Below are 26,663 nucleotides of genomic sequence, written 5' to 3'. Positions count from 1 at the left end.
TCAGTCCGATTCCGGTTCCAGGAGGTTCAGGTGGGCCGTCGGATCGTGATCGGAGGCGAGCGTCGGCGCGTTGACCACGAAGGAGACCACCCCGCGCAGCGCGTACCGGCGGTGCCGGGGGTCGAAGCTCAGCGGCAGGTCGCGCAGCAGGTCCGCCCGCGGCTGCTCCGCCGGTTCGGCGTCGGCCTGGACGGGCAGCGCCACGGACGCCGCGTGGTGGCGCCTCCGGTACCAGGGCGCCGCCTGCCACGGCTCCCGCTCCAGCGCCGCCCGCAGCCCCGCCTCCGACCGGACACCCAGGTCGACCGGCCCGCTCGGCGGGCACGAGCGACGGCCCAGGTACGGCAGGTGGACCGGCGCGCGCAACGCCGCCGCCAGCTCGTCGACCGTCCCGTCCGGCCCCTCCACCGCCGCCACGAACACCGCGTCCGCGAGGTAGAAGCGCTCGGACAGCGGCATCGCCTTGTCCGTGTCGCCGTGGTGGGCCGTCTGGAGGTCGCGGATCCGGGTGCCGGGCTGGTCGGTCCGGACGGCGAACCGCAGCGCGGCCAGGTCCGCCAGGTCGTCACCCCGGTCCCGCCCCAGCGCGCCGGCGAGCATCCCCAGCACCCCGCTCTTGGTCGGCGCCGGCTCGGTGGTGCGCCGGGCGAACCGCGCGGAGGCCCCCCAGGACTGGAGCGGCCCGGCCAGCCGCAGCAGCAGCACGCTCACCCGGCCGACCCCGTCAGCCGCTTCGCCACGGCCTCGCCGACCGCCGTGACCAGCTCGCCGATCCCGACCTCGGTGCCGAGCCCGGAGAGCGCGGAGGTCCGCTCGCCGACCCGGAGCACCCAGCTGTCCCCGGTCACGGCGTCGAAGGCCTTCTCCACCTGCGGCACATAGGCGGCCAACTGCGCGCAGGCGCCCGCCACATGGCCTCCGGTGAGACCGTCGCCGCCCGCCTGCACCGCCTCCTCGAACGCCCCGGCGAAGCTGATCGGCCGGGCCGAACGGAGCTTGACGATCACCGCGTCCGGGAGCGTCTGGTTGGCGAAGGTGTTCATCTTCCCGGTCGGGATCGACAGCACGAACGCCTCGACGAACGCCTCCACCGCCCGCCGGACCGGCTCCGCCGCCGACTCCTCCGCGCGCAGCCCGTCCCCGAGGTTCTCCCGCAGCCGGTCCACGTCCACCGCCGCGTAGCGGTACAGCGTCGCGGAGTTGAAGTCGACCGTGCCGATCATGCCGGCGCCGGGCTGGTCCTCGTTCCGCTGATCATCCACGGCCGTGTAGTAGTCCGACTCGATCTCCACCGCGTGCACACTGATCGCGTGGGCCACCTGCGCGGCGGCGTCCACATTGATGTCCGAGGCGTCCGCGACCATCCGGCCGAACAGCGCGATGTCCACCGAATGGCGGGTGTTCGCCGCCTCGCGAGCCCGCGCCCGGTTCTCCTTGCCCTTGAAGAACTCCTTCAACCCGCCGGCGTCCTTCAGCCCCTCGGCGGCCAGCGCGGCCAGGGCGTCCAGCTGCCGACTGCTGAGGAACATCAGGTACGGCGACTCGGGCGCGGGGTCGTCGGCGGCCTCGGTCTTCGCCTTCCGCTTCGGCGGCTCCACCTTCGCCCCGGTCGCCGCGGTGATCGTGTCGGCCGCCGCCTGCCAGGCCTCCGGCTCCTTGAGCTCCACACCCAGGGCGGTGATCCGCGCCGCGAGCAGCTCCGCCACCTTCTTGGTGCGCACCCCCAGCTCCGCCGGATCCAGCAGCCCGTCGAAGGCCTTGCGGGTCGCCCGCTTCCAGGCCTGACTGGACACCCGCGCCCGCCGAACCCCGCCGTACACCGCCGACTTGGGCGAGCCCGTGTCGTCCCGGTTGAGGTTGCTCGGCGGCACGGTCTGCAGGATGTGGACGTCCAGGATGGTACGGCTGCTCACGATTGGTCCTTGTCGGTGTCGGTGTCGGTGCCCGGAAGGTCGCTGTCGGTCTGATCGGCGGCGGCCCCGTCCGCCGTGCTCTTCGGACGCCGGTACGCGTGGAAGCTGCGCCCCCAGGACCTGTTCACCTCGCCCCGGCCGTCGGGCAGTTGCCACCGGTACAGCTGGTCGGCGAGCAGTCCGTAATCCAGTGGGACGGCCTCCCGGCGCAGCAGCACGACGATCTCCCGCAGGCGCTGCGCGAGGATGTCGAAGGTGGGCGCGGCGCCGGCCCGGACGAACCGCTTCCGCAGGGGCTCGTCGATGTCGTCCGAAGGCATCAACTGCCTGACTGCACCACCTAATTGGGGACCGCTGGTGCGGTGCATCCCGGCGTCGCGGTGCGACTGCTGGTGCAGCGACCAGAGGGTGACCGCCGTGTGCATCGCATTCTCGGCCAGGGAGTCCGAGGGCCCAGTCCGACCCTGCGGATACAGCCGCTCCAGGCCGGTCAGGCCCCACAGCTCGGGCAGCGCGTCGATCGGCCGGCCCGCGCCACGCCGGATCTGCGCGACCCGGGCGACGGCGGCAGCCTCGTCGGCGCGGTAGCCGCGCTGCAACGGTGCCAGGTAGTTGTGCGTTGCCGTACCGACCCGGCCGAGGTCGGTACGACGGGGTGGAGCGACGGGATTGGTGGTCATCGGTCGTCATTCTCCGGGTAGTCATGGTCCACGCCGGGCGCCTTCGGCGGATCCGGGACAGGGAGGGCATCGGCCAGCGCGAAGACGAACCGTCTGTGTGCCAGAGCGTCATTGAGCCAAATCCGTCCCCCGGTCCGCTTGGCTACTACTCGCCCTTCCCGGGCCGCCTGCGGGGCGGCGTCCATGAGTTCGGCGCCCAGCGTGAGGAGGATCCGGCGGGCCCGTCGCTGCCAGTCCGCCAAGGCCTGATCAGGGTCGATTTGCGGGCCCAATTCCTGCAGCCAGATGCGGAAGGCACCATCGAGGTTGGCGTATCCGCGTTCGGCGGCCTCCGCTTTGGGGCCGTCGGCCGCCGCACCGGCGGCATCGGCGAGGTCGGCAGCCAGGTGGACGAGCGCCTGAACTCCCTCGTCCGAGACCGCCACCGCGGTCACGGCCGCCTCTCCGTAGCGCGTGTCGTTCTCGTGCAGCAGGACGACCGCGAGCGTGACTCCGTCGTCCACCACTTCGTCGATCACTGACTGCTGAGTCCCGTAGGCAGCGCTGATCGTCCGCGCGCGGATCAGCTGCGCGGCCTCCAGCATCCCCTCGTTGGCCAGCCGGGCCACCCACTCCAGTACCAACGGGCTCTGAGTCTCGTCCAGTCCATCGGAGTTCCCAGCCTTCCTGCCGGGCTGTGACTGCAGCAGCGCGGGCAGACCGCGCCACGCCGAACGCGCCGGATCATGCTGTAGGGGCAGGTACACCGGCACTCGGCCGAGCTTCTTCTCCTGGGGCCGGCTGCGCCGCCAGCCGGTGAGCGGCTCGGTGAACCGGAGATCGTGGGCCGCGAGCGGATCCCCGTAAGAGAGCACCGCCCCGGTCACCGCGCGCCCGTCGTGGTGCAGCCGGATCCGTCGGGACTGCCAGGTGTACAGGTCGCGTGGCCCGGACGGGCGCTGTGAGGGGTCCGCCGCCTCCCGGTCAGGCTCCGGGCCGTACGGGCCGCGCCGCCAGGCCGGTCGGTCGCCGGGGCGGAAACGGGCTCCGGCGGTGTCCGCGGCCACCAGGTTGAGGAGGAGCGTCTCCCGCAGGTCGTCCCCTTCGGCGAGGACGCCACCGAGACCGCCCGCCCACCCCGTGCCCAGCGGGTACACTTTCCCGCCCTTCGCCCGACTGTCGCCCGCCGCAGCCGACTTGATTCCCGAGGTGTCGAAGGCGTGCGCGTGCACCAGCCAGCGCGCCGCCTCGGCGAAGGTGAGCCGGTCGACGGACGGCATCCGCATGGAGAAGAACGGGTCGCCGTTCGGTACGTCGGCGACCAGCCGGTTCAGCGAGGCGACTTCGTCCTTCTCGGTGCGTAGCTCCGGGGCCTGGAAGAACGGGGTCCCCGGGTGCAGCAGGTCGAAGTGCTCACGGTGCCGGTCGAGGTAGCGGCCGACGGCGGCGAAGGCGTCGGGGTCCTCCCGCAGTTCCTCCCAGTCCTCCAGCCCGGCGGGCCCGTCCACCGCGTCGTGCAGGATCGCCAGCAACAGCCGCATCAGCGCGAACTCCTGTGTCGGCAAGTCCCCGACCAGCCGGCGGAGCGTCGCCGCTTCGGCGAACACCTGGTGCAGCGACAGTTCGGCGGTCGTTCCGTCCAATCGCTGCACCGGCAGCCAAGGTCGAGACACCAGGTCGAACGAGGGAGCGCTCTTCACGGATTTCACGTCACGGGTTCCGGCCGGGTACACCGCCAGTCCATCGTCCGTGCGGTATTCCATTTCGAATCCCGCCAGTTCGGCCCGGCCCTGCTCGTCGAGCAGCAGCACCAGCTCGCCGTCGAGCTGCGGACACTCCTTGACTTGCCAGGCGGGGATGAACAGCTGCTCCAGCTCCCCGATCACCCGGTCGATCACCCAGGGCTTGGAGAAGTGGTAGGGCAGCCGCAGGCTGCTGGCCGCCAGGGCCTGGGCGGCGTTCCAGGTGGGCACGGTCTCGGTCGGCAGCGGCAGCCCGCCCCGACCCCGGTCGAGCCAGGGGAGCGTGGTGATGCTGCCGTCCGCGCGGCGCATCGCCACCATCACCTCCAGGCTCTCCTCGCTGTCCCGCACCTGTGCCTGACCGGGCCGTTGGTCGTCCACGTCCCCGACCCCGGCGTCCAGCCAGCCCACCAATGACCGTCCTGGTTTCCGGACCTCGTCCAGTCGGTACACCTCGGCACGGGCGATCTGTGCGCTGTCCGCGAGCCGTTGTTCCTCCGCCGCTTCGGCCATCGCGTCGTCCCAGCCGGCCAGGTCCAGAGGCTTGTCGCTGTAGGCGTGCTGGACGAGTGGGTTGATGTCGTCCGGAAGTGTCAGCGGGGCCCTTTCCGTGAGATGTGGCCACAGCACGGCTGCCGACCGCAGGAGATGATGCCTGCCGTAGACCGACACCGAGCCCTCTACTGGGGAGGGCTGTGACTGTCCGGCCCAGTGGACGCCGGTGATCAGGCAGCGCGCCGTCCGCAGCCTCACCGGCCGGGCGCTCTGCCCTTCGCCGCGCCGGTGGCGGTGCAGGCGGCCCATACGCTGGAACATGAGGTCGACCGGGCAGAGATCGGTGACCAGGAGATCGAAGTCGACGTCGAGCGACTGCTCGGCCACCTGGCTGGCGACGACGATGTGCGGCCCGCGTGGCCGGTCCCCGTCGGGGCCGAAGCGGGCCAGCAGGTCGGCGTCCTTCCGGGCCCGGTCAAGGTCGACGAATCGGGAGTGGGCGACCGTGACCGCCTCGTCCCCGAAATGCTCCCGCAGGTGCTCGGCGGCCCCCACGACACGGTCGACAGTATTGCGAATGACCAGCACACAGCCGCCGTCGATGAGTTCTGCCGCCAGTCGTTGGGTGAGTGCTGCGAGGTCGTCGTCGAGCTGCTCCAAGAGGACGGTTGTACGGCGGGTGGCGTCGGCGTCGGGTTGGCGCGTCAATGGCAGGTGTCCCGGGGCGACGGCGGTCAAAAGGGGATAGCCAGTCCCGCTGGGTTCCCCACGTCCTTCATCCCCAGTCCCGCAGTACGCCCGTACCAGAGCGCTCCGGGTGGCGGCGGGCAGGGTGGCTGACAGCATCACCACCGGCACCCGGTACGCGCCGAGCCAGGAGAGCACGCGTTCCAGGTACGTATTCATATAGGCGTCGTTGGCGTGCACCTCGTCGATGATGACGACCTTGCCGGCGAGGGCGAGGTGGCGCAGGGCGAGGTGCCGGTTCTTGAGGCCGGCGAACAGTACCTGGTCGATCGTTCCTACCGCGAAGGAGGCGAGCATGCCCTTCTTGCGTCCGCGCAACCACTGATGGGCGATCAGACCGGAGTCCTTCCGCCGTGCCCGATGCCCCGATCCCTGCGGCCCGTCCGGGTCCACTGCTTCGATCCGGCGCCGGTCGGCGGACATCATGCCTGCGTACTCGTCGTTCAGTGCTGCCTTGGCGTGTGCGAGGTACACCGACCGGTCATCGTCGGCGGGCAAGTTGTTCAGCCACGCGGTGAGGCGGGGGAACATGGCGTTGGCGGTCGCGCGTGTCGGCAGCGCGACATAGCATCCCCCGGCGCCGGTTCGGGCGGCGAAGATCTCGGCGACGGCGAGCGCGGCCTCCGTCTTCCCCTCGCCCATCGGCGCCTCGATCACCAGCAGTCCCGGCGCGGGCAACTCGCGAGCCAACCGAATGGCCTCCTCCTGGACGGGCCGAGGCGCGGCTCCGGGGGGTAGGTCGAACCGCGCCCGCAGCAACTCCGGCGCGTCAAGGTGGGACTCTCCCGCCGCCCAAGCAGGCGGCAACTGCAACCCGGCCCACGCTGAGTCGATACGTTCCTCCTCGGAGCGCGGGCGATCCTCCGGGAAGTACGGGAAGAGCTCCGGGTTGCTGGCGATCCAGTCGGCCATGATGGTGATTCCGGTCAGGAGTACCTGCACCGGTTGGGGCAGCTTGACGTCCTTGATGGCAGCAATCAGACAGTCGGCACCGAGTGCTGCTGTGCACGCGTCGAGGAGTTCGAACTGCACATCACGCCAGAGCTTTTCGCTGGCTCCGGGAGTGCGGAGCAGATCCCCGCGAAGTCCGAGGGCGTGCAGTTGTCCGTGCCCTGGCGGTACCCCGTGGTGTCCACCGGCCACCACGGCCCACTGACCCGCGGCCCGGTGCGTCCAGTTCTGCTCTTCAACAAGCCATTCCTGGAGGAGCAACTGCCCGGCGAGTCCATGCGGCGCCAGCTTCCGGTCGTCGCCGTATTGTCGCTTGTCGCGCATCGCCAGCCCGTTCTCGCGCATGACTGACATACAATCGGATTGGCATGAAAATGCCGGTGTGGCCTTTCCGATGTCGTGCGTGGCTGCCAGCCACATGACAAGGATCTGGGCACGTCCGCCGTCCCCGCCCACCGCTTCGGTGATCAGCTTCCTCACGTTCTCCGGAAGCCATTTCTCCCACAGTCGTCCCGCAACGGCGGCGCTGTCAGCCATATGCCGCCAGAGCGGCAGCCACCCGTTGGTGAGCTGGTCGGACTTGGCCCACACGGAACGAGCGGCGCCCGAAAGTCGAGCGAATGGCCCCGGATCAGTAGGCGTTTCAGTCACGCCGTCATTCAACATGGGCCGTCTGCGCGTAGCGATCGGAAGGCTTGGAATGATCAAATTTGATTGAAAGTGAATTATTGTGCCAATATTTGGCCAACCTTAGGTGTCCTCGGGCGCAGCACTATTGGCCCGTGCCTCTGTATTCCACACTCCAGGATCCAGGCCCCCAGAGGGTCCGGCACGGAGGGCATCCCGGAAGGCATGGGGCTCGCAACCGGGCCGGGCCCGATGGCCGAATGATCGTCCAGGGTCCGGAAACTGACGCGCCAGCCTGTGGTGGCGCCCTGCGTCCCAGCGTCGAGCCGGTAGGGCATCGGATTCCCTGTGCTCTGGCGGGTCCGCCCGGGCTGGTGACCCCCGGCACCCTTTGCCTCAACTGCAAGGTCGCTGCGAGGCGCGGTCCGGTGATGATCGATGATCGCGCGAATGGGGCCTGTGCAGAAGTCGCACAGACCCCATTCGCGGCCCTCCTACGGGCAGTATCCCTAAGCGGCCGGGGCTGCCTTGCCACCACGCGTCGGCTGTCCTGCGGCAGCGGTGACCATTGCGGCAACAAGGGTGACGGCAAGGAGGCGCACGCCGATGTCTACCCGGGCAGTCGACCCCGCACCCGCCGCCACGCAAGCCGCGAGCAGCCCGAGGAGGCTTGCCGTGCCTTGCCTGCTGAGCGTGAACGACGCGGTTCTGATTGTCATGGAAGTGCTCCATCTGGGGAGTTGGGAATCACGTCGCGGCCTTGGTGGTGGCGCACTGTGCGAGCCAGACGCACGTCAAGGAGTACCCGCTTGGTTGCTCAGCGTAGGCGGCTGAGGCTTCGAGGCTCGAGATTGAGCTCTCGGGAGTGTCGTCGCCTTGAGGTGCAGAAGCTTCGCCACACAGTTGCCTCATGCGAGTGTGGGTGCAGGCCGCTAAGGATCCGCCTTCAGTTGAGAGCCCCGCAGGCGCGGGGAGCAGGGCGGTGCCGAAGCGTGCGCCACACAGGGACCACCCCCACATCTGGGGGAGGGCATTGCTGCTGGCTTAACGAGGTACTCGTTCGAGGGTTCTTCAAGAGCCGTGGGGCCCTTGTGGCAGGTCTGGCATCTGCGTTCGTGGCTCGGTTCCTGGGCTGGGGGCACCCGTTCCCGGCAGCCTGGGCGTGCTCAGGCGGCGGGCCAGTTGTGGAGCGCCATCCCGCCGGGCGCGGCGCGGGCACTGTGGATGCCGGCGGCCGGATACGGATCCGCTTCGAGGCAGGCAGAGTCGCCCCCGGCCCCCGGTTACGGCACCGTCTTCCAGGAGCAACCCCGCACACGCGGGGAGCAGCGCCCACTCGCCGAGCGGGACCATAAGTTGCTGGGATTAACCCCGCATGCGGGGGGAGCAGTTCCAGGCTTACGCCACCACCGTCACCCACCAGGGACCAACCCCGCACGCGTGGGGAGCAGCACCCGGTCTCCGCGTCCAGGACGCGCTCGCCGGGACCAACCCCGCAGACGCGGGGAGCAGCAGCCGGCCCGACAGGTGAGCCGAACGACCTGGGGACCAACCCCGCACACGCGGGGAGCAGATCCACGTCATCGGGTTCGCCAGCAACGCCGAGGGACCAACCCCGCACGCGCGGGGAGCAGGTGGCGATCCCGCCCGTCCGGGTGCCCGCTCCGGGACCAACCCCGCACGCGCGGGGAGCAGTGGAGCGCAAGCAGCGGCCCATCGCGCAGATCAGGACCAACCCCGCACGCGCGGGGAGCAGTACTGGCAGGACCTCACCGACCTCGTCGCCGCGGGACCAACCCCGCACGCGCGGGGAGCAGGCTCCGGGGTCCAGCGACCACTCCCGTCCGCAGGGATCAACCCCGCACGCGCGGGGAGCAGCTCCATCGAGGCCGGTGTGCCGCCGCTGCACTGGACCAACCCCGCACGCGCGGGGAGCAGACGTCGTTCCGCCGTGCCTGGGAGTAGATCTCGGGACCAACCCCGCACGCGCGGGGAGCAGAGGGGACAGCGCCACCCTTGGGGGGTGGACCGGGGACCAACCCCGCACGCGCGGGGAGCAGGCGGCGTCCTACCGCCTGGTGGGCAGACGCGGGGGACCAACCCCGCACGCGCGGGGAGCAGGATCGGGATCCCGTGCCGCTGGTGGACCCACAGGGACCAACCCCGCACGCGCGGGGAGCAGGCACCGTCGCGCACGAGCGCCTGGTCCGGCCTGGGACCAACCCCGCACGCGCGGGGAGCAGCCACGCCGGCAGGCTCCGCGCGAGCACTTGGGCGGGACCAACCCCGCACGCGCGGGGAGCAGTCGGCGCGGGCCCTCGGGATGATGGATCAGAAGGGACCAACCCCGCACGCGCGGGGAGCAGCCCAGCGGCACCCTGCTGGGGCATCGGCGTTCGGGACCAACCCCGCACGCGCGGGGAGCAGAAGCCCTCGTGGCTCGCGGCGAAGCACGCGCCGGGACCAACCCCGCACGCGCGGGGAGCAGAGCCGTGTGCGGCGCTGATCATTTCGGCGGGGTTGGACCAACCCCGCACGCGCGGGGAGCAGCACGAGGCCGGCCCCGGAACCGATTGGTTCGGAGGACCAACCCCGCACGCGCGGGGAGCAGTCCTTGCAGTACTTCGGCTTCGGGCCGCGCTTGGGACCAACCCCGCACGCGCGGGGAGCAGACTTCGTGAGCTGGGACTCTGCCGCGAGTGTCAGGCGGCGTTTGCAACTTCCTTCGAATCGGGCATTTTCCACATTCTGGCGATGCTGCGGGCTAAGGTCAGGCTACTGGGGTGACAAGGGTCATGCTGGCGAGGGCATCTCTGTTGGTCGTTGCAGGTAGTGAATGCGAGGTTGGAGGCGAGCACTCGGCCAGTGCCGGTGGTGCCTGGCTGTGCTTCTTCTGGCCGGAGCCGGTTGTGCATGCCGTAGGTATGCGGTGGCCCATGAGCGGCTCATCCTTCCCCGAGTCGTTGCACTGCTTGTGTGGCGCCCGGGTGACCCAACATGCCGAGTGGTGTAGGCGGTCTCACCAAGCCTTATTTTGCGAGAGGTTGACATTAGGTCACCGCGTCGGCGATCAGCCTCGCAGCCTCGGTGATCAGTGGTTCGTCGGCCGGCGCGGCGGGATCGTTTTTGGTGGAGAGCACCGCAACGGCGATGGGGCCTCCGTCGACAGGCCAGGTGATGCCGACGTCGTTGGTGGTGCCGTAACCGCCGGTGCCGGTCTTCTCTGCGGTGGTCCAGTCCGTCGGGAGTCCGGCCCGCAAGCGGTTGGCGCCGGTGGTGTTGCTCAGCAGCCATCGGGTCAGCCGCTGCCTGTCAGGTGCGTCGAGGGCGTTCCCGATGGTGAGCCGGGCGTAGGCATGGCCGATAGCGCGCGGACTCGAGGTGTCGGTGGTCCGGCCCGGTTCTGCGGAGTTCAGGGCGGGCTCCCAGCGGTCGAGCTGGGTTACCCGGTCTCCGATGGATCGGCAGAAGCGGGTGACTGCTTCGGGGCCTCCCAGTTCGCGAAGGAGGAGGTTGGCGGCGGCGTTGTCGCTGTACCGGATGGCTGCCGTGCACAACTCCTCGACGGCCATGCCGGCTTCGAGGTTGGCGGGCAGGCCCGTGATCGGTGCGTGGCCCGATTCCGTGACGTCCGTTGCCGTGTAGTGCAGGCGCTTGGCGAGGAACGTGCCGTCCCGGTCAAGGTCCCGCAACACCGCGGCGACGGCGATCGTCTTGAACGTCGAGCACATGGGGAACAGTTCGTCCGCGCGGTACGTCACCGTCCGTCCGGTGGCCGTGTCACGCGCGAAGACCCCCAACCGTGCCCCGTGCGCCCGTTCAAGCGCGCGAAGCTGACTGGCGAGTTCGCCTTCGCGAGGTTCCTGCGCGAAGGCCCGCCCTCCACCAGGAAGAATTGTGGCCATAGCAGTCGCCGCAACTCCGCCAAGAACCTGACGGCGACCGGGGCGCAAATCCATGGTGCATCCTCCTAATGCTGCGTTGGGCAGGAATCCCGCACCCGCGGGCCGACCCTGAGCGTGCCACGTTCTCTACCGAGTGAACACTGGTGCCAAACGGACAACGAGCAGGCTGCAGTCGACATCACCCGATGGACGCCTCTTCCCGACAATGCGTAGCCGTGCTCGGGCGCTGTCCACGTACTCCCACTGCGAGGGAGGATCCGCTGGCTGGCAATAGTCAGACGTTGGGGCCGTCGTGTTCCGGGGGCTATTCCCGCATGTGGGGAACAGCGTGATGAAGGCGGACGAGCTCCCCTGGCCGGGAGCAGCCTCGTACGCGCGGGGAACAGAGCTCGGCATCGACCTGAACGACCTCGGCAACTGGATCAGCCCCGCACGCGCGGGGAGCAGGCCGAGACCGTGGCCGTGAGCGACGGCGTGGCGGGATCAGCCCCCCGCGCGCGGGGAGCAGCACATCACCCCGAACTGGACCCTGGTCGGAGGAGGATCAGCCCCGCACGCGCGGGGAGCAGCATGGCCTCGGCGGTGACGGTGAGGTGCCGCAGGGATCAGCCCCGCACGCGCGGGGAGCAGCGCCCGCTCCCTCGCCGGGTGGCTGACGTTCCGGGACCAGCCCTGCACGCGCGGGGAGCAGCTCATCGCCCACGCGCTGACGCGGCCGATGATGGGATCAGCCCCGCACGCGCGGGGAGCAGTTCTGGAGCACGGCCGACCGCCGGCCGCCCTGGGGATCAGCCCCGCACGCGCGGGGAGCAGGAGATCTGGACGTTGACGTTGCCGAGGGTGCCGGGATCAGCCCCGCACGCGCGGGGAGCAGCGCACGATGCACCCCAACTACATGGGTGCCCTGGGATCAGCTCCGCACGCGCGGGGAGCAGTTTGCACGGAATCGAAGCGGCGTGCGGAATTGGGGATCAGCCCCGCACGCGCGGGGAGCAGACGGAGCCGCCGCCCAGCGCGAACTTCCCCATGGGATCAGCCCCGCACGCGCGGGGAGCAGGGGAGTTTCGCCACGGGAGCCCGCCACGGGGAGGGATCAGCCCCGCACGCGCGGGGAGCAGGACCGCGGCAGCGTGCAGACGGCGGAGGCCATGGGATCAGCCCCGCACGCGCAGGGAGCAGGCACTGTACGCCCACAAACTTCCCTCGAAGGGGGGATCAGCCCCGCACGCGCGGGGAGCAGGGGTCGGCTGTGTCATCGGTCCACCCCTCCGCGGGATCAGCCCCGCACGCGCGGGGAGCAGCGGCCCGGCGCCCCTCCCCGGCCGCGCGGGTCGGAATCAGCCCCGCACGCGCGGGGAGCAGCGTGGTGGACCTGATCGTCTGGCACCGCCCCGAGGAATCAGCCCCGCACGCGCGGGGAGCAGAAATAGAGCATGGGTTCGCTGATGTGGGAGCGGGAATCAGCCCCGCACGCGCGGGGAGCAGCCCGGCCCCGGGGTGGGGTCGGGCGCCGTGCCGGAATCAGCCCCGCACGCGCGGGGAGCAGTCGCCCACTCGTTCCGGAGGATCACGAGCATGGGAATCAGCCCCGCACGCGCGGGGAGCAGAAATAGAGCATGGGTTCGCTGATGTGGGAGCGGGAATCAGCCCCGCACGCGCGGGGAGCAGCCCGGCCCCGGGGTGGGGTCGGGCGCCGTGCCGGAATCAGCCCCGCACGCGCGGGGAGCAGGTCAGGGTCGCCATGATCCGTCTACGGCCCTGGGAATCAGCCCCGCACGCGCGGGGAGCAGTGGGGACAGCGGTGGGGACAGCGGCGGGGACGGGAATCAGCCCCGCACGCGCGGGGAGCAGAGTTCGTGACCTGCGGGTTTGTCACGGGCTTGTGCTGGTGCATGCAACCTTTGTTGATTCGGGCATATTGCGCATTCTGGCGGATCGGTCTGCTGGTGTCAGGCTACCGGGCCGCGTGGGACACGGTATGGCGGACCAAGGAGAGGGCCTGTCCTTGGCGGTTGGGACACGGAAGGGGCAGTGCCGCGCACATCAGGGCGGCCCGGGTGTCAGGTCGATGAGTTCCCTGTACCCGTGCGCGTGGTGGGACGGGGGATGCCGTGGCCAGCTGAGCAGGCGATGCGGTCAGTTTGTTGGTAGACCCAGATGGCGATTGGTATGCGGTGGTTGTTCTGCCCGCGGGCCGATCGGGATGGCGCCTGTGTGTCGTTGGTGCGGAAGAACTCGCCCGCTGCGTCGAGGTGTCCGCTTGCACCGGGCCACGCCCGCGGCGAAGCCGGCGGTGCGGGTGCCAGGGGTCGCCGCCCAGCGAGGCGGAACGGGCAGCCATGCTTCCGCATGGCCACTCCATCGCCGACGCGGTGGTTGGTGAGCCCGTGTTTCAAGGGTTGGGCCCGCTCTTCATCGTCCAGCGGGACGTGAGTCGGGGGCGGCCGCGTGGTGCGTGCGGTGACTCCGTTCAGGCGGGGGCACGGTTGGCGCCTCCGGTGCGCGGGGGCTATCGGGCCAGGCGGTCGATCGCGGTGAGGACGTTCGCCGGGCCGTCCTCGGTGGTGAGGGTGGTGGCGACGGTTCGGGCGTGGGTGCGGTGGTGGGGGTTGTCGAGGGTGTGGCGGATGGCGGTGGCGAGGCGGGCCGCGGTGAGGTGGGGGAGGGGGATCGGGCCGGGGGAGGTGCCGAGGTGGGTGAGGCGGGCGGACCAGAAGGGGGCGTCGAGTTGGGCGGGGACGGGGATGGTGGGGGTGCCGGCGCGGAGGGTGGCGGCGGTGGTGCCGGCGCCGGCGTGGTGGACGGTGGCGGCCATGCGCGGGAAGAGCCAGTCGTGCGGGGTGTCGCCGATGGTGAGGACGTCGTCGTGGTCGTCGGGCGGGGTGAGGCCGCTCCAGCCGGACTGGACGACGGCGCGGACGCGGGCCGCGCGGACGGCGGCGAGGACGGTGGTGGTGAGCCGTTCGGGGTCGGGGACGACGAGGCTGCCGAAGCCGATGTAGACGGGTGGCGGTCCGGCGGCGAGGAAGTCGAGGAGGCGGCTCGGGGGTTTCCAGGCGGGATCGGCCGGTGGCCACCAGTAGCCGGTGACCTCGTGGGTCGGGTGCCAGTCGGCGGGGCGCGGGACGACGCGTGGCGAGAACCCGTGCAGCACGGTCCGGTTGCGACGCCCGTCTGCCACGGACCTCTGGGGCAGGCCCAGTTGGCGGCGCAGCCCGCGGACGGCGGGAGCGAAGAGGCGGTCGACGGCGGCTTGTACGGCGTGGCCGGCGAGCAGGTTGCCGGGCCCTGAGAGGGAGCGGGTGCCGGTGACGGCCGGGGCGAACTCGCGGGTGGGGGAGAGGGGTTGGAGGTGCAGGGCGATGTTCGGGATGCCGGCGGCCTCGGCGACGACCTGGCCGAGGTCGGCGGTGGTGCTGGTGGTGAGGAGGAGGTCGGCGCCGGGTTCCGCCGCGTTGGCGATGCCCGTTCCGAGGGCGGGCATGAACGACCTTGCGAGGCGTACCAGGTGGAGGAGTCCACGTGGTCCGGAACCCGCGCGCAGGAGCTGTTGGCCCCGGGCGGAGGCGAGTTCGGCCCGTGGGTCGACGGGCAGGGGGCGGAACTCCAGTCCGGCGGAGCGGACGGAGTCGGCGAAGGAGGTGTGGGTGGCGAGGGCCACCTGATGGCCGGCCGCGTGGAGGCGGGCGCCGAGCCCGGTGAAGGGGGCGACGTCGCCCCGCGAGCCGGCGGTGGCGATCAGGATGCGCATGGCCGCAGTATTCCGGGGCAGTCGGGACCCGGGAAGGGCGCCACGCCAGGTGCGGCCCGCCCCGGCCGGGTATGCGCCGGACGCGGAGCCGTCGGGCGCGGACGGGTCGGCGAGCGGAACCGTCCGGTGGTGGTGTGGCGTCCCTGCAGGTAGTACGGCGTGCACGGGGCCGCCGTACGGCTCGCGAAGGGCGGGAGGACGCATGAGCTTCGTTGCATGGATCGTGCTGGGCCTGGTGGCCGGGGCCCTGGCCAAGCTGCTGCTGCCGGGGCGGGACCCGGGCGGCCTGGTGGTGACGACGCTGATCGGCGTCGCCGGCTCCTTCGTCGGCGGATGGATCTCCGCGAAGTTCCTGAACCGGCCGGTGACGGCCCAGTTCTTCGACCTGGCGACGTGGGCGTCCGCGATCGGTGGCGCCCTGGTGCTGCTGATCCTCTACCGGATCGTCTTCGGGAACTCCCGCGACTGACGGCGGGGCGGAACCGGCGGTACGGACCGGCCGCGCGGGATCGCGGGGCCGGTCCGTTGTGCTCGGTGGCGTCCGAGGCCCGGTCGCCGGGCGCCGCGGAGAGCGGTCAGGCCTTGGCGGCCAGGCCGCCGAGGATGAGCTTCCAGAGGGCCTCGAACCGCTCGTCCGCCGCCGGGTCGGACCAACTCGCCGCGTGGGCGGGGTTGTGGAAGTGGGCGGTCGCCTCGAACACCGCGCGGGCGGTCGAGTTGATGTGGGCGAGTCGGAACTCTTTGGTCTCCATGCCGTCCTGGACGATCTGGGCGATCTGGTCGATCAGCGTCCCGATGTGGGCGTCGACGGTGTGGCTGTTCTCGCCGACCAGAGTCATGTAGGTCGCGAAGAGCTGCGGGTCGTCGAAGGCCTTCTTGCGCTTGGCGGCGAACAGGACGGTCAGCCAGCGGTGCAGGCGCTCCGTGGCGGGACCGGCCTCGATGGCGATGAAGCGCAGCTCGTCGTGGGCCTGGGCGAGCCAGCGTTCGGTGACGGCCTCGCGCAGGGCCGCCTTGCTCGGGAAGAAGCGGTAGACGCTGCCGTGGCTGACGCCGAGCGTGCGAGCGACGTCGACGACGGTGGCCTTCGCCGGGCCGAACTGCCTGAGAACGTCCTCCGCCGCGCTCAGGATCTGTTCGGAGGTGAGTGCGCTGTCCGTGGTCACGGGGAGGTACGTCCTTACGGGTGAGGCGTCCGGTCCGCCGGGGTGCGGCGGGGCGGACGGCCGGCTGGCGGCTGGCTGTTGGGCGGCTGGCTGTCGGGCGGGTCGCCGGGTGACCGGCGGTTGGTGCGGGTGCGGACGGCCCCGCTCGGGGCGGGTCGCCGGCGCGGCCGGGGCCGCGGCTCAGCGCTCGCTGTCGAGATGGGCCATCTGAGCGGCAGCGTACCGGTCGCCGGCCGCGGACCCGGCGGGGACCGCCGCCTCGATGGCGGCGAGGTCGGCCTCGGTGAGGGTCACGTCGAGCGCGCCGAGCGCCTCGGCGAGGCGCTCGCGGCGCCGGGCACCGACCAGCGGAACGATGTCCTCGCCGCGCGAGACGACCCAGGCGATCGCGATCTGCGCGACGGTGGCCTTGCGTTCGGCGGCGACCGCGCGCAGGGCGTCGACGAGCCGGAGGTTGTGGGTGAGGTTGTCGCCCTGGAAGCGAGGGCTGTGGCCGCGGAAGTCGGTGCCGGACAGTTCCCGGTCGTTCTGCCAGTGGCCGCTGAGCAGGCCGCGCGAGAGCACGCCGTACGCGGTGACGCCGATGCCGAGCTCGCGGGCGGTGGGCAGGATCTCGGTCTCGACGGAACGCGAGATGAGCGAGTACTCGATCTGGAGGTCGCTGATCGGGTGGACGGCGGCGGCGCGGCGCAGGGTGTCGGCGCCGACCTCGGAGAGGCCGATGTGGCGGACGTATCCGGCCTGGACCAGCTCGGCGATCGCGCCGACGGTCTCCTCGATCGGTACGGCCGGGTCGAGCCGGGCCGGGCGGTAGATGTCGATGTGGTCGGTGCGCAGGCGGCGCAGGGCGTAGGCGAGGGAGGTCTTGACGGCGGCCGGGCGGGCGTCGTAGCCGAGCCACTGGCCGTCCGGGCTGCGCTGGGCGCCGAACTTCACGCTGATCCGGACGTCCTCGCGGTCGCGGCCGCGCAGCGCCTCGTGGATCAGCAGCTCGTTGTGGCCCATGCCGTAGAAGTCGCCGGTGTCGAGCAGGGTGACGCCCGCGTCGAGGGCGGCGTGGATGGTCGCGATGCTCTCGGCCTCGTCGGCGGGGCCGTAGAGGTCTGACATGCCCATGCAGCCGAGGCTGAGGGCGGAGACGGTCGGGCCGGTGGTGCCGAGCGCGCGCTGGGGGAGGCGGGTGAGGTGCGGCGTGGTGGACATGCTTCAACGATGACATGGGCGCTGACAGATTTCAAAATCTGTTATCTGTCATCTGAAATCTGTCAGTTGTCATTTGTCAGTCGTCAGGGCGATGGGGTGCCGACCGTCGCGTGATGTCAGGAGTTAGTTACTGTTCGTGCTGGCCGCACGCCCCGCTGCGGTCGCAGTACGGGGGCTCGGCACTCCGGCCGCAGCCGCACAGCATCGCCCTCGGCGTCTCGCGGACGTCGCCCGCCGCGTCCGTCACCCGCAGTTCGCCACGGACGAGCAACCGCCCGTCGGCGGTCCGGCGCACCGTGGTCGGACGGTCCGGCGCCTCGGCCGTGCCGTCCGCCAGCCGGTAGGCCAGCGCCCCCGTCGGACAGCGGCGCACCACCTCGGCGATCACCTCCGGTTCGGCGGCGTCCGGCATGATCCACGGCCGCCGCGCCGCGTCGAACACCGTCGGCAACCCGTGCACGCACTCCGCGGCATGTCGGCACACCCGGGCGTCGAAGGTCACCGTGATCCCTTCCCCCTGGTACGCCCGGGCGCCCCGACCCCGCCCGCCCGACCCCGCGCTGCCGGTCTGCCCGGCGTGGTCACCCGACCCGGCGCGGTCACCCGCGCCCCCGACGTCCCTGCGGCCGCCGGCCATCAGTCGCTCACCCGGCTCCGGCTCTCGTACGCCAGATCGATGTACTCGGGGTGCCGGAGCATCCACCCCTTGATGAACGGGCACGTCGCCAGCACCGCCAGCCCCCGCGCCCGTGCGTCGTCCAGGGCTGCCCGCGCCAGCGCTCCGCCGATGCCCTGTCCTTCGTGCGCGGGCTCGACGATCGTGTGCGGGTACACCACCAGCTCGTCGCTGCGCAGGTACTCCGCGAACCCGGCCAGGTCGCCGTCCACCCACGCCTCGAACCGGCCGGCGCCCTCGGCGTCACGGATCGTGACCGTCATGGCGGACTCCTCACTGCTCGAAATCACCGCCCGACGTACCGGCCTGGCTGGCCGGGCCGCCGGTTGCCGCCACTGCTCGGCGACGACCGCATCGCGCCTGCTCGACTCGCGACCCACACCGACCCGGGCCCCGCCCCGTCTCCCATCATCGAGCGGCCGCCGTCACCCCGCCCGCCGGGCCGTCGGCGCCTGCGTCGGTGCTCGGGAGCGCGCCGCGCGGCCTGGCCGCCGCCACGTCCGACAGGCTCGCGGCCGTCGCGGGCCGAGCCCCGCCCGGCGCGCGCAGCAGGTGCGCTCGCGCCGGGGGAACGTTCCGCCACACCACCCGGCTCCCCAGTCCGTACTCCTCCTCGAACCGCCGTAGCAACCGCACCACCGCCCGGTGCCGCGCACCCCGCCGCGGCCCGGACGTCAGCAGCCGCGCCGCCGACGTCCCCAGGTACCCGAAGTACGTCAACTCTCCGCCCGGCACCAGTAACCGCAAATAGAGGTCGAGGATGCGCCGGACCTCCGCCGGCTCGAAGTTGGTGAACGGCAGCCCCGACACAATCACGTCGTACTGCTCGACGGCGGGCCCGGCCCCGTCGTCGAATCCATGGACGCCGTCGCGCTCGGCGCCGCCGCGAGTCCCGCCGTGATGGTCGGACGTGCGGTGCTCCGGAAGGTCCTGCACTCGGCACGCCGACACGCGTAAGGCCAGCTCGGGCGCTCGCCGCACCAACTCCGCGTCCGACCGCAGCCGTTGGGCGAACCGGGGATTGGGCTCCACCACGTGCAGCTGGTCTCCCGCCCGCAGTACCTGGACCAGCCGCCGCGTCACCGGACCCGTCCCGGCCCCCACCTCCAGCACCGAGATGGGCCGGTCCGGGCGGCTCGTCGCCGGGACCACCAGCGCGTCCACCAGGCCCGCCCCGCTCGGCGCCACCGCGCCCGTCAGCCGGAACGTGCGCAGAGCCTCGGAGGCGAAGAACCACCCGTCACCGCTGCTCGACCGGCACCCGGCGGGAACGAGCAGGGCCTCCGGGGCGCCGGGGCGGGAAGCCGCAGCTGCGGGATCGGGGTCGAGCTGATCTGTCGTCATGACACCGAAGGTAGGAGCGGTCCGAACTCCGCGACACTGTCGACCGGCACCCCGCACCCCCGACGAAAGTCGGTGGTGCCGATGGCCGATCGTCAGGGGCGACGCCCGTCGAGGCGTCGTAGCATCAGGGCCCTGGACGGCAGTAGCGGGAGGAGGACCGATGACCGCGAAGTACCTGGCACACCCGGCAGTTCCGCCGCGCCCACCCCGCGCGCCACGCCTGCCGCGCCGTCCGCGAACCGGTCCGCTCGGCTGGTACGCCCCCGACCGGCCCCGCCTGACCGAGACGCTCCTCATCCTGACCGTCCTCGCGCTCGCCGTCGAGGAGACCGTCGTCCAATGGCACGGCCATGACCTCCCGTTGCGCCCACTGCGCATGGCCGGCGCCGTCCTCGCCTCGCTCTCCCTGCTCCTCGCCCGCCGCCACCCGGTCGCCGCCGCCGTGCTGCCCGTGCTCGTCAGCGGACTGTTGAACCGCGCCTTTCCCGGCCTGTTCAGCGTCTTCCGCCTGGCCTCGACGGGCCACTTCGGCCCGGCCGTCGCCGCCGCGGCCGTGCTCGCGGGGCTCGGCGCGGTCCGCGCCGAATCCCTTGCCGACTGGGCCGAAACCGCCGGGTCCCAATTCCTGGTCGAGGCCGCCGTCCTCTCCCTCGGACTGTGGCTGCACGGCCGTCGCGTGCTGATCCGGACCCTGCACGCCAAGGTCGACGCACTGAGCCGGGAGCGCGAACTCCGCGCCGAGCAGGCCCGCTCCGCCGAACGCGCCCGGATCGCCCGCGAGATGCACGACGTCCTCGCCCACCGCCTCAGCCTCCTCGTCCTGCACGCCGGCGTGCTCCGCGACCAAGCCCGGGCCGGCACGGTGGCCGACGACCCCGAGCGCCTCGCGCACCGTCTGGAACTGCTCCGGACGACGGCCGCCCGCTCCCTCGACGACCTGCGCGACGTCCTCGGCGCCCTCCGGGCCGACACGACGGAGTCGGCCGTCCCACCCGACCGCGCCGCACCGCCCGACCCGCCCGGAGCACCCGACCCGCCCAGGGCGCCCGACGTCGCCCGCCCCCTCGCCGCCACCGGCGTGACGCCGCCGGGCAGCCCTGCGGCGGCTGCGCCCGGACCCCGGCCGGTGACGGCGGTCGGTGACACGGCGCTCCCCGGACTCACCGGCTCCCGGCCCGTCACGGGTACGCCGCCCATCGCCGCGCCCGCCCTGCGCGACCTCGCCGACCTCGCCGCCGAGGCCACCGACGCGGGCCAGCGCGTCGAACTCGCCCTCGCCGGAGACTCGGAGGACATTCCGACGACCCACCGGCTGGCCGTGCACCGGGTCGTCCAGGAGGCGTTGACCAACGCGCGCAAATACGCGCACACCGCGCCGGTCACCGTCCACGTCCGGTACGGCGCGCCCGCGACGACCGTCGAGGTGCACAACGGCGCGGGCGACCCGGCTCCGTCCGGTGCCTGCACCGGGGGCGGCTACGGCCTGGTCGGGCTCGGCGAACGGGTCCGCGCGCTCGGCGGGCACCTCGACGCGGGGCCCGACGGCCGGGGCGGCTTCCGTCTCGCCGCCCGCCTCCCGGCGCCGCACCGGCCAGCGGTCCGATCACCTGCCCAGCCGCCCGCACCGCCCGCCGTCCTACCCACCGTCCCGCCGACCCACCGGCGTCCCGCTCCGGCGACCCCCGCGCCGAGGACCCGCCCGAACCCACCGGGCGGGGCGACGTGATCCGCACCATGGTCGTCGACGACGATGCGCTGGTCCGGCTCGGACTCGTCGACCTGCTCGCCCAGGACCCCGAGCTCACCGTGGTCGCCGAGGCCGCCGACGGCCTGGAGGCCGTCGAACTCGCCAAGCTGCACCGCGTCGACGTCGCCCTGATGGACATCCGGATGCCCCGGCTCGACGGCATCGCCGCGACCCGGCGGCTGCGCGCGCTGCCCGACGGCCCGCGCGTCATCGCGCTCACCACGTTCGACCTCGACGAGTACGTCTACCGGGCACTCGCGGCCGGCGCCGACGGCTTCCTGCTCAAGGACACCCCACCCGCGGAGATCGCCCGCGCCGTCCATGTGGTCGCCGGCGGACAGGGCATGCTCCACCCGGTCGCCGCGCGCCGGCTCATCGACCGCTACCACCGCACCGGCGAGCCGCGCGCGGTCGCCGCCCGGGCTCGACTGGCCGGGCTCACACCGCGCGAGAGCGACGTACTGCGCGAACTCGCGGTCGGCCGTTCCAACGCCGAGATCGCGACCGTCCTCGGGATGCGCGAGAGCACGGTCAAGGCTCATGTCAGCCGGATCCTCACCGGGCTGGGCGTCGGCAACCGCGTCCAGGCGGCGTTGCTTGCCCGGGATGCGGGGGTGGTCGACGGCGCCGTCTGACCGACCGTCGACGGTCGCGACCGCCGAGCACGCCCGCGGTCGTGATCGGCGCTGCGTCCTCCCCGGCCCGCCGTGCCCTCCGGGCCACGCGGCCTTCTGTCCGCACTCCTCCGCCTTCATGTCAGAGCATGGTGATTTGCCCCGATTCGACTCCCTCGAATCAGCGCCACGCGGTACTCGCCGCCGACCCGCCGTCACCCATCTGGCTTGGAAAAGGCGCGCCTTGGCGTCCTGCGCTGCCGAACCCCGGCCCCGGGTCCATGGTGGAGGTGGGTGCGATCCGGCGACCGCGCCCGCGCGCCGAGCCAGGCCCGCACGCCCGTGCGCCGGCCGCCGTTCCGCGGTCCCGCACAGGGGCGGATTCCGGCCCCGGCGCGCTGGGAGCAGGGCCACCTCGCAGGAAACCGAACGGTTCTTCTAGGCTCACATCTCGGCTTCCCTGCGGTGGTGCGCCGTTCTGCGCCCGCCGCAAAGGGAATCCGCCGTCCACGGAGGCTCCGGGATGATCGGGGCCACCGGATCGAGCGAGGAGGACGCACATGCCACACACGCCGACCAACCGTTCCAGCGCACTTGGACCGGACGGACCGTCTCGGTGTCCCGCCGTTGCGGTCGGGCCCGTGATCCCGGCGACCTGGTCGGGGCAGCCCGGCCACCCCGGCCGACCCGCGCGGCCGCTGTATACCGGCGGCGGCCGCGGAGGCAAGCGTTGAGTCCTCACGCCGTCCGCCCCGCCGCCGCCGCGGCAAGCCCCGCGCCCGCCGCCGCCCCTGCCGCCCCCACGGCCGACCCCACCGCAGGCCCCGCGACCGCCACCACCGAGGTCACCCCCGAGCCGACCAGGACCGCAGACGCCGAACCCGGCGCGGCCACCTCCGGCACGACCAGGGCCGGCACCGCCCGAACCGCCCTCGCCCCAGCTGCCCCAGCCCCCGCACCCGCGACCACCGCCGAGCCACCCGTCGCAGCGGCCCCCCACACCCCGGCCGCCCCCGACTGCGAGGGCCAACCCGGCCCCACCGCCGCGCTCCCCGGTCTGCCCCAGGCCCTCACCACTCGCGCCCGGACCCTCGCCGGAGCCGTTCGGCGACGCTGCGCCGACCTGGCCCGGATCGAGTCACCGAGCGGCGACGCACCGCGACTCGACGCCCTCGCCGAGGAGTTGGCATCCGGCTTCCGGGCCACCGGCGCCACTGTCCACCGCGAACCCGGTCCGGCCGGCGACCACCTGGTCCTCCAGTGGGAGGGCCGGGACGAGAGCCTGCCGCACCTCCTCGTCGTCGGTCACCACGACACCGTCTGGCCCGCCGGCATCCTCACCGACTGGCCGGTCACCGAACAGGACGGCACCCTGAGCGGACCCGGCGTGGTCGACATGAAGGGCGGACTCGCCATTCTGGAAGGCGCGTTCGCCCTGCTCGCCGACCTCGGCCAGCGCCCGCACCGCACCGTCCGCCTGGTCGTGGTCTCCGACGAGGAGGTCGGCAGCCCGGACGGCCGCCGCCTCGTCGAACGCCAACTACGGGGCGCCGCTGCCGTACTGGGCCTCGAACCGCCGCACCCGGACGGTCGGCTCAAGACCGCCCGCCGCGGCTCCACCCGGGTGCGGCTCACCGTCACTGGCCGCGAGGCGCACGCCGGCAACGACGCCGCCGACGGGGTCTCGGCGGTGGACGAGCTCGTCGACCAGCTCGTCGCCGTGCGCGGCCTGGTCAGCCTCCCCGGCACCGAACTCAACGCGGGCCGGATCAGCGGCGGCAGCCGCGCCAACGTCATCGCCGGCCGGGCCGAGGCCGAGCTCGGCCTGCGCTTCGCCACGACCGAGGCGCAGCGCCGGACCCTGGACAACCTCGCCCGGCTGACCGCACAGCGGCCGGGCGCGCGGGTGCGGACCGAGGTGCTGTCCAGCCGTCCCGCCTGGCCCGAGCGCTCCGCCAACCCGCTGCTGCGCCACGTCCGTTCGCTCGCGGCGGTGCTCGGGCAGCAGTTGGACGGTGGTCCGGCGGGTGGCGCCGGTGACACCAACCTGCCGGGTTCGCGCGGGCTCCCCACGCTCGACGGCTTCGGCGCCGTCGGTGCGGGTGCGCATGCCCGGCACGAGCACATTCGGATCGACCAGCTGGCGCCGCGGATCGCTCTGCTGGCGGCGCTGCTCGCCGTTCCGCTCCCGCGGTTGCGCGATCGCTCGGAGGGGTGACGGCGCCGAGGGCGTCGTCCCTGGATGACGCCTGACTGCTGACGCCTGGCGAGTGACAAATGACAACTGGCAGATTTCAGAATCTGTCAGTTGTCATTTGTCACTCGCCAGCGCGGCTCCGCCTCCCCTTCGGTGTCCGCGAGCAGCGGGAAGAGCCGGGTGACCGCCGCCACAGGGCGCGTTCCCGCACGTGGTTCACGCTGTCGATAGGGGGCGAGCAGGGCGCGGACGGCGGCGCCGAGGTCGGCGAGTTCGTCGGCGGTGAGGTGCAGGATGTCGCTGGAGGTCTGGTCCCGCTGCCATTCGGCGGGTGCGGCGGACCGGTTGGCGAGCCAGTGCCGGTAGCTGCCGTCCTCCAACTCGCTCGCCAGCTCGGAGGTCGGATGGCGCCCGACCCGGCCGGCCGGCTCTTCGGCCGTGCCTGGCGGCATGAGGGATCCCTCCCAGCGCAGCCGCCACGGCCGCGATCGGCCGTCCCCGGTCGGCGCCTCCTCGATCAGCCCGTACCGGGCCAGCTGGCGCAGATGGAAGGAGCACGTCCCGGAACTCTGGCGGATCATCTGGGCGGCCTGGTTCGCGGTGATGCTGCCCCACTCGGCGATGAGGTCGAGCAGCGCGGCGCGCACCGCGTGGTGCGGCAGTGGCCGGGCGGGCGCGCCTGTCGGGAGCGTGGCAGGTTCGGCGGGCTTGTTGTAGGTGGTCACTTTGCAAAGCCTCCACTTTGCAAAGTGCTTTGGCAAGTGCGGAGTCGCGTGACTGTGGGCGTAAACAGGTGTCTAGCTGGTGATATGCGGGAGTTCGCGGCGCTGCTCGGCGCCGTCAGCAGCCCCTCTCCGACACTTTGCAAAGTGCGGACTTTGCAAAGTGTGGGAGGGTGGGAGCGACGCCGGCCGCACCGGATGCGGTGCGGCTCGGCGCACTGTGGCGCACTCCGGTGCAGTGCGCCGCGGCGAGGCGGTATGAGGCGGTACGAGGCGCAGGGGAGAGGGATCGTGGCGCGAGGCGAGTCGATGGAGCGGGCGATGCGGGTCCGGGGGCAGGTGCGGGTGCAGGGCGAGGTGGTTGGCGGGTATCCGGAGGTGCCGCCGGAGGCGTTGCGGGGCGAGGCGCGGCGGATCACCGTCGTCGGGGAGGACGTCCTGCACCGGCGGTGTCGGGACGTCGCGGAGCACGAGTTCGGCACCGCCGGGCTGGCGCGACTGGTCGACGACATGTTCGCCGCCATGTGGGTCGCCGAGGGCGCCGGACTGGCGGCCAACCAGATCGGCGTCGACCTTCGGGTCTTCGTCTGGGACTGCTTCGACGAGGACGGCGTCCGCCACGTGGGCCACGTCCTCAACCCGGTGCTCGACGAGCTCCCCGCCGGGGCGCGCCGTCTCGTCGAGGCCGAGGAGGGCTGCCTCTCCGTCCCCGGTCCGTACGCGGCACTGGCCCGCCCGGACGTCGCGGTCGTCCGCGGCCGGGGCCTCGACGGTCGGCCGCTGGTCGTCGAGGGCCGCGGCTACTTCGCGCGCTGCCTCCAGCACGAGACCGACCACCTCGACGGCGGTCTCTACATCGACCGTCTCGCCGCCCGGGGCCGGCGGGCGGCGCTGCGTCGCATGGAGGAGCGCAAGGCGGAGATGTTCGCCAAGCGGGCGGCCCGTACGGAGGAACTGGCCGCCCTGCGCTGAACCCGCCCGGACCGGGGCCGTCCCCGTCGGCCCCGCCCCCGCCCCCCGCCCGCCATCGGCGGTGCTCCCTTGTCAGCCGGCCGTCCCACCGCGCAGAATGGTACCGACCGAACGGTCAGTCGGTTGCCCCAGCGGGCGGCCGGGAGAGCCGCCGACCGCCCCCGGGCGGGACGGCCGGGCAGACAGCGAAAGGGGACCGTGGTGACAGCAGAGGTGGTCGAGAGGCCCGAGCGGTCGCCGGAGGACCTGTTCGAGGCCGTCGTCGCCGCGGAGCAGCGCATCGAGCCGCGCGACTGGATGCCCGACGCCTACCGGGCGACCCTCGTCCGCCAGATCGCCCAGCACGCCCACTCCGAGATCATCGGCATGCAGCCCGAGGGCAACTGGCTCACCCGCGCCCCGTCCCTGCGCCGCAAGGCGATCCTGCTCGCGAAGGCCCAGGACGAGGCCGGCCACGGCCTGTACCTCTACGCCGCCGCCGAGACCCTCGGGGTGGACCGCGCCGAGCTCACCGAGAAGCTGATCTCCGGCCGCCAGAAGTACTCCTCGATCTTCAACTACCCGACCCTCACCTTCGCCGACGTGGGCGTGATCGGCTGGCTGGTCGACGGCGCCGCGATCTGCAACCAGGTCCCGCTCTGCCGCTGCAGCTACGGCCCGTACGCGCGCGCCATGGTCCGGATCTGCAAGGAGGAGTCGTTCCACCAGCGCCAGGGCTACGAGCTGCTGATGACGCTGATGCGCGGCACCGAGGCCCAGCGCCGGATGGTCCAGGACGCGGTGGACCGCTGGTGGTGGCCGTCGCTGATGATGTTCGGCCCCTCGGACGACGCCTCGCCGAACACCGCCCGTTCGATGGCCTGGCGGATCAAGCGGCACACCAACGACGAGCTGCGGCAGCGTTTCGTCGACATGACCGTGCCGCAGGCCGAGCACCTCGGCGTCACCCTCCCCGACCCCGAGCTGAGCTGGAACGAGGAGCGCGGCAGCTGGGACTTCGGCGAGCCGGACTGGTCGGAGCTGACCCGGGTCATCCAGGGCCAGGGCCCGTGCAACGCCCAGCGCCTGGACCGCCGACGGGCCGCCCACGAGGACGGCGCGTGGGTCCGCGAGGCGGCCACGGCGTACGCGGAGAAGCGCCGCGCGGAAGCCGGCACCCCCGGCACCCCCGGCACCGCCGGCACCGCCGGCACCGCCGGCACCGCCGGCACCGCCGGCACCGCCGGCACCGC

17 protein-coding genes, 1 pseudogene and 2 CRISPR repeat arrays are annotated in these 26,663 nt (G+C 72.3%); of the genes and pseudogenes, 6 read left to right on the top strand and 12 right to left on the bottom strand.

Annotation, left to right across the window (positions count from 1 at the left end; genetic code table 11):
• The 6 genes from cas5e to ACFP3U_RS04010 all read right to left on the bottom strand — a co-directional run bounded on the left by cas5e (position 1) and on the right by ACFP3U_RS04010 (position 14,790).
• A complete protein-coding gene (gene cas5e, locus ACFP3U_RS04035; protein WP_380223749.1) occupies positions 1 to 711 on the bottom strand; it encodes a type I-E CRISPR-associated protein Cas5/CasD in 711 nt (236 codons plus the stop codon).
• Positions 708 to 1,916 carry a type I-E CRISPR-associated protein Cas7/Cse4/CasC gene (gene cas7e, locus ACFP3U_RS04030; RefSeq protein WP_380223954.1) on the bottom strand — a complete coding sequence of 403 codons (1,209 nt, stop codon included), beginning with the start codon at positions 1,914 to 1,916 and terminating at the stop codon, positions 708 to 710. Before cas7e ends, cas5e begins: the two co-directional genes overlap by 4 nt.
• On the bottom strand, positions 1,910 to 2,593 hold the full coding sequence (gene casB, locus ACFP3U_RS04025) for a type I-E CRISPR-associated protein Cse2/CasB (RefSeq protein WP_380223748.1): 684 nt from the start codon (positions 2,591 to 2,593) through the stop codon (positions 1,910 to 1,912). The genes cas7e and casB overlap by 7 nt, the downstream gene beginning before the upstream one ends.
• Complete coding sequence (gene casA, locus ACFP3U_RS04020) at positions 2,590 to 7,098, bottom strand: type I-E CRISPR-associated protein Cse1/CasA (RefSeq protein ID WP_465261953.1); 4,509 nt, start codon at positions 7,096 to 7,098, stop codon at positions 2,590 to 2,592. Before casA ends, casB begins: the two co-directional genes overlap by 4 nt.
• A 1,336-nt stretch (positions 7,099 to 8,434) precedes the next feature.
• Positions 8,435 to 9,806: direct repeats of the CRISPR family, unit length 29 nt; unit sequence GGGACCAACCCCGCACGCGCGGGGAGCAG.
• A 378-nt stretch (positions 9,807 to 10,184) separates the two neighbouring features.
• Positions 10,185 to 11,039 (bottom strand): class A beta-lactamase, encoded by an 855-nt coding sequence (bla, locus tag ACFP3U_RS04015; protein WP_380223746.1) that lies wholly within the window; start codon positions 11,037 to 11,039, stop codon positions 10,185 to 10,187.
• Between the two features lie 357 nt (positions 11,040 to 11,396).
• Positions 11,397 to 12,890: a CRISPR direct-repeat array (repeat unit 29 nt; unit sequence GGAATCAGCCCCGCACGCGCGGGGAGCAG).
• Positions 12,891 to 13,548: 658 nt separating this feature from the next.
• A complete protein-coding gene (locus ACFP3U_RS04010) occupies positions 13,549 to 14,790 on the bottom strand; it encodes a glycosyltransferase (RefSeq protein WP_380223745.1) in 1,242 nt (413 codons plus the stop codon).
• Positions 14,791 to 14,992: 202 nt separating this feature from the next.
• Here ACFP3U_RS04010 and ACFP3U_RS04005 point away from each other — a divergent pair, with 202 nt between their 5' ends.
• Positions 14,993 to 15,259, top strand: coding sequence for a GlsB/YeaQ/YmgE family stress response membrane protein (locus ACFP3U_RS04005; RefSeq protein ID WP_380223744.1), 267 nt, complete (start codon positions 14,993 to 14,995; stop codon positions 15,257 to 15,259).
• 106 nt (positions 15,260 to 15,365) lie between these two features.
• On the opposite strand, the gene ACFP3U_RS04000 is transcribed toward ACFP3U_RS04005, so the two are convergent.
• From ACFP3U_RS04000 to ACFP3U_RS03980, 5 genes and pseudogenes are all read right to left on the bottom strand, one after another.
• A complete protein-coding gene (locus tag ACFP3U_RS04000) occupies positions 15,366 to 15,956 on the bottom strand; it encodes a TetR/AcrR family transcriptional regulator (protein WP_380223743.1) in 591 nt (196 codons plus the stop codon).
• A 180-nt stretch (positions 15,957 to 16,136) separates the two neighbouring features.
• Positions 16,137 to 17,159: an aldo/keto reductase gene (locus ACFP3U_RS03995; RefSeq protein WP_380223742.1), complete on the bottom strand. Its 1,023-nt coding sequence runs from the start codon at positions 17,157 to 17,159 to the stop codon at positions 16,137 to 16,139.
• Between the two features lie 127 nt (positions 17,160 to 17,286).
• Positions 17,287 to 17,688, bottom strand: a pseudogene (locus tag ACFP3U_RS03990) ((4Fe-4S)-binding protein); the annotation flags it as partial.
• 107 nt (positions 17,689 to 17,795) lie between these two features.
• Positions 17,796 to 18,098, bottom strand: a complete 303-nt coding sequence (locus tag ACFP3U_RS03985) for a GNAT family N-acetyltransferase (protein WP_380223741.1) — start codon at positions 18,096 to 18,098, stop codon at positions 17,796 to 17,798.
• Positions 18,099 to 18,243: 145 nt separating this feature from the next.
• Positions 18,244 to 19,179 carry a class I SAM-dependent methyltransferase gene (locus ACFP3U_RS03980; RefSeq protein ID WP_380223740.1) on the bottom strand — a complete coding sequence of 312 codons (936 nt, stop codon included), beginning with the start codon at positions 19,177 to 19,179 and terminating at the stop codon, positions 18,244 to 18,246.
• Positions 19,180 to 19,339: 160 nt separating this feature from the next.
• On the opposite strand from ACFP3U_RS03980, the gene ACFP3U_RS03975 reads away from it, so the two are divergent.
• The 3 genes from ACFP3U_RS03975 to ACFP3U_RS03965 all read left to right on the top strand — a co-directional run bounded on the left by ACFP3U_RS03975 (position 19,340) and on the right by ACFP3U_RS03965 (position 23,758).
• The gene (locus tag ACFP3U_RS03975) at positions 19,340 to 20,905 is read left to right on the top strand and encodes a sensor histidine kinase (protein WP_380223739.1); all 1,566 of its coding nucleotides are present in this window, start codon (positions 19,340 to 19,342) and stop codon (positions 20,903 to 20,905) included.
• A complete protein-coding gene (locus tag ACFP3U_RS03970) occupies positions 20,902 to 21,561 on the top strand; it encodes a response regulator transcription factor (RefSeq protein WP_380223738.1) in 660 nt (219 codons plus the stop codon). The genes ACFP3U_RS03975 and ACFP3U_RS03970 overlap by 4 nt, the downstream gene beginning before the upstream one ends.
• Positions 21,562 to 22,270: 709 nt before the next feature.
• A complete protein-coding gene (locus ACFP3U_RS03965; RefSeq protein ID WP_380223737.1) occupies positions 22,271 to 23,758 on the top strand; it encodes a M20/M25/M40 family metallo-hydrolase in 1,488 nt (495 codons plus the stop codon).
• A gap of 86 nt (positions 23,759 to 23,844) precedes the next feature.
• Here ACFP3U_RS03965 and ACFP3U_RS03960 read toward each other — a convergent pair whose 3' ends face one another.
• The gene (locus ACFP3U_RS03960; RefSeq protein ID WP_380223736.1) at positions 23,845 to 24,462 is read right to left on the bottom strand and encodes an ArsR/SmtB family transcription factor; all 618 of its coding nucleotides are present in this window, start codon (positions 24,460 to 24,462) and stop codon (positions 23,845 to 23,847) included.
• Between the two features lie 318 nt (positions 24,463 to 24,780).
• Here ACFP3U_RS03960 and def point away from each other — a divergent pair, with 318 nt between their 5' ends.
• Together def and paaA are read left to right on the top strand one after the other, a co-directional pair.
• A complete protein-coding gene (def, locus tag ACFP3U_RS03955; RefSeq protein ID WP_380223953.1) occupies positions 24,781 to 25,431 on the top strand; it encodes a peptide deformylase in 651 nt (216 codons plus the stop codon).
• Positions 25,432 to 25,644: 213 nt separating this feature from the next.
• On the top strand, positions 25,645 to 26,663 hold a 1,019-nt coding region (paaA, locus tag ACFP3U_RS03950; RefSeq protein WP_380223952.1), incomplete at its 3' end, for a 1,2-phenylacetyl-CoA epoxidase subunit PaaA.

The sequence above is a fragment of the Kitasatospora misakiensis genome (genome assembly GCF_042656005.1).
Classification (GTDB): Bacteria; Actinomycetota; Actinomycetes; order Streptomycetales; family Streptomycetaceae; genus Kitasatospora; species Kitasatospora misakiensis.
This window is presented reverse-complemented; position numbering and strand designations above follow the sequence as displayed.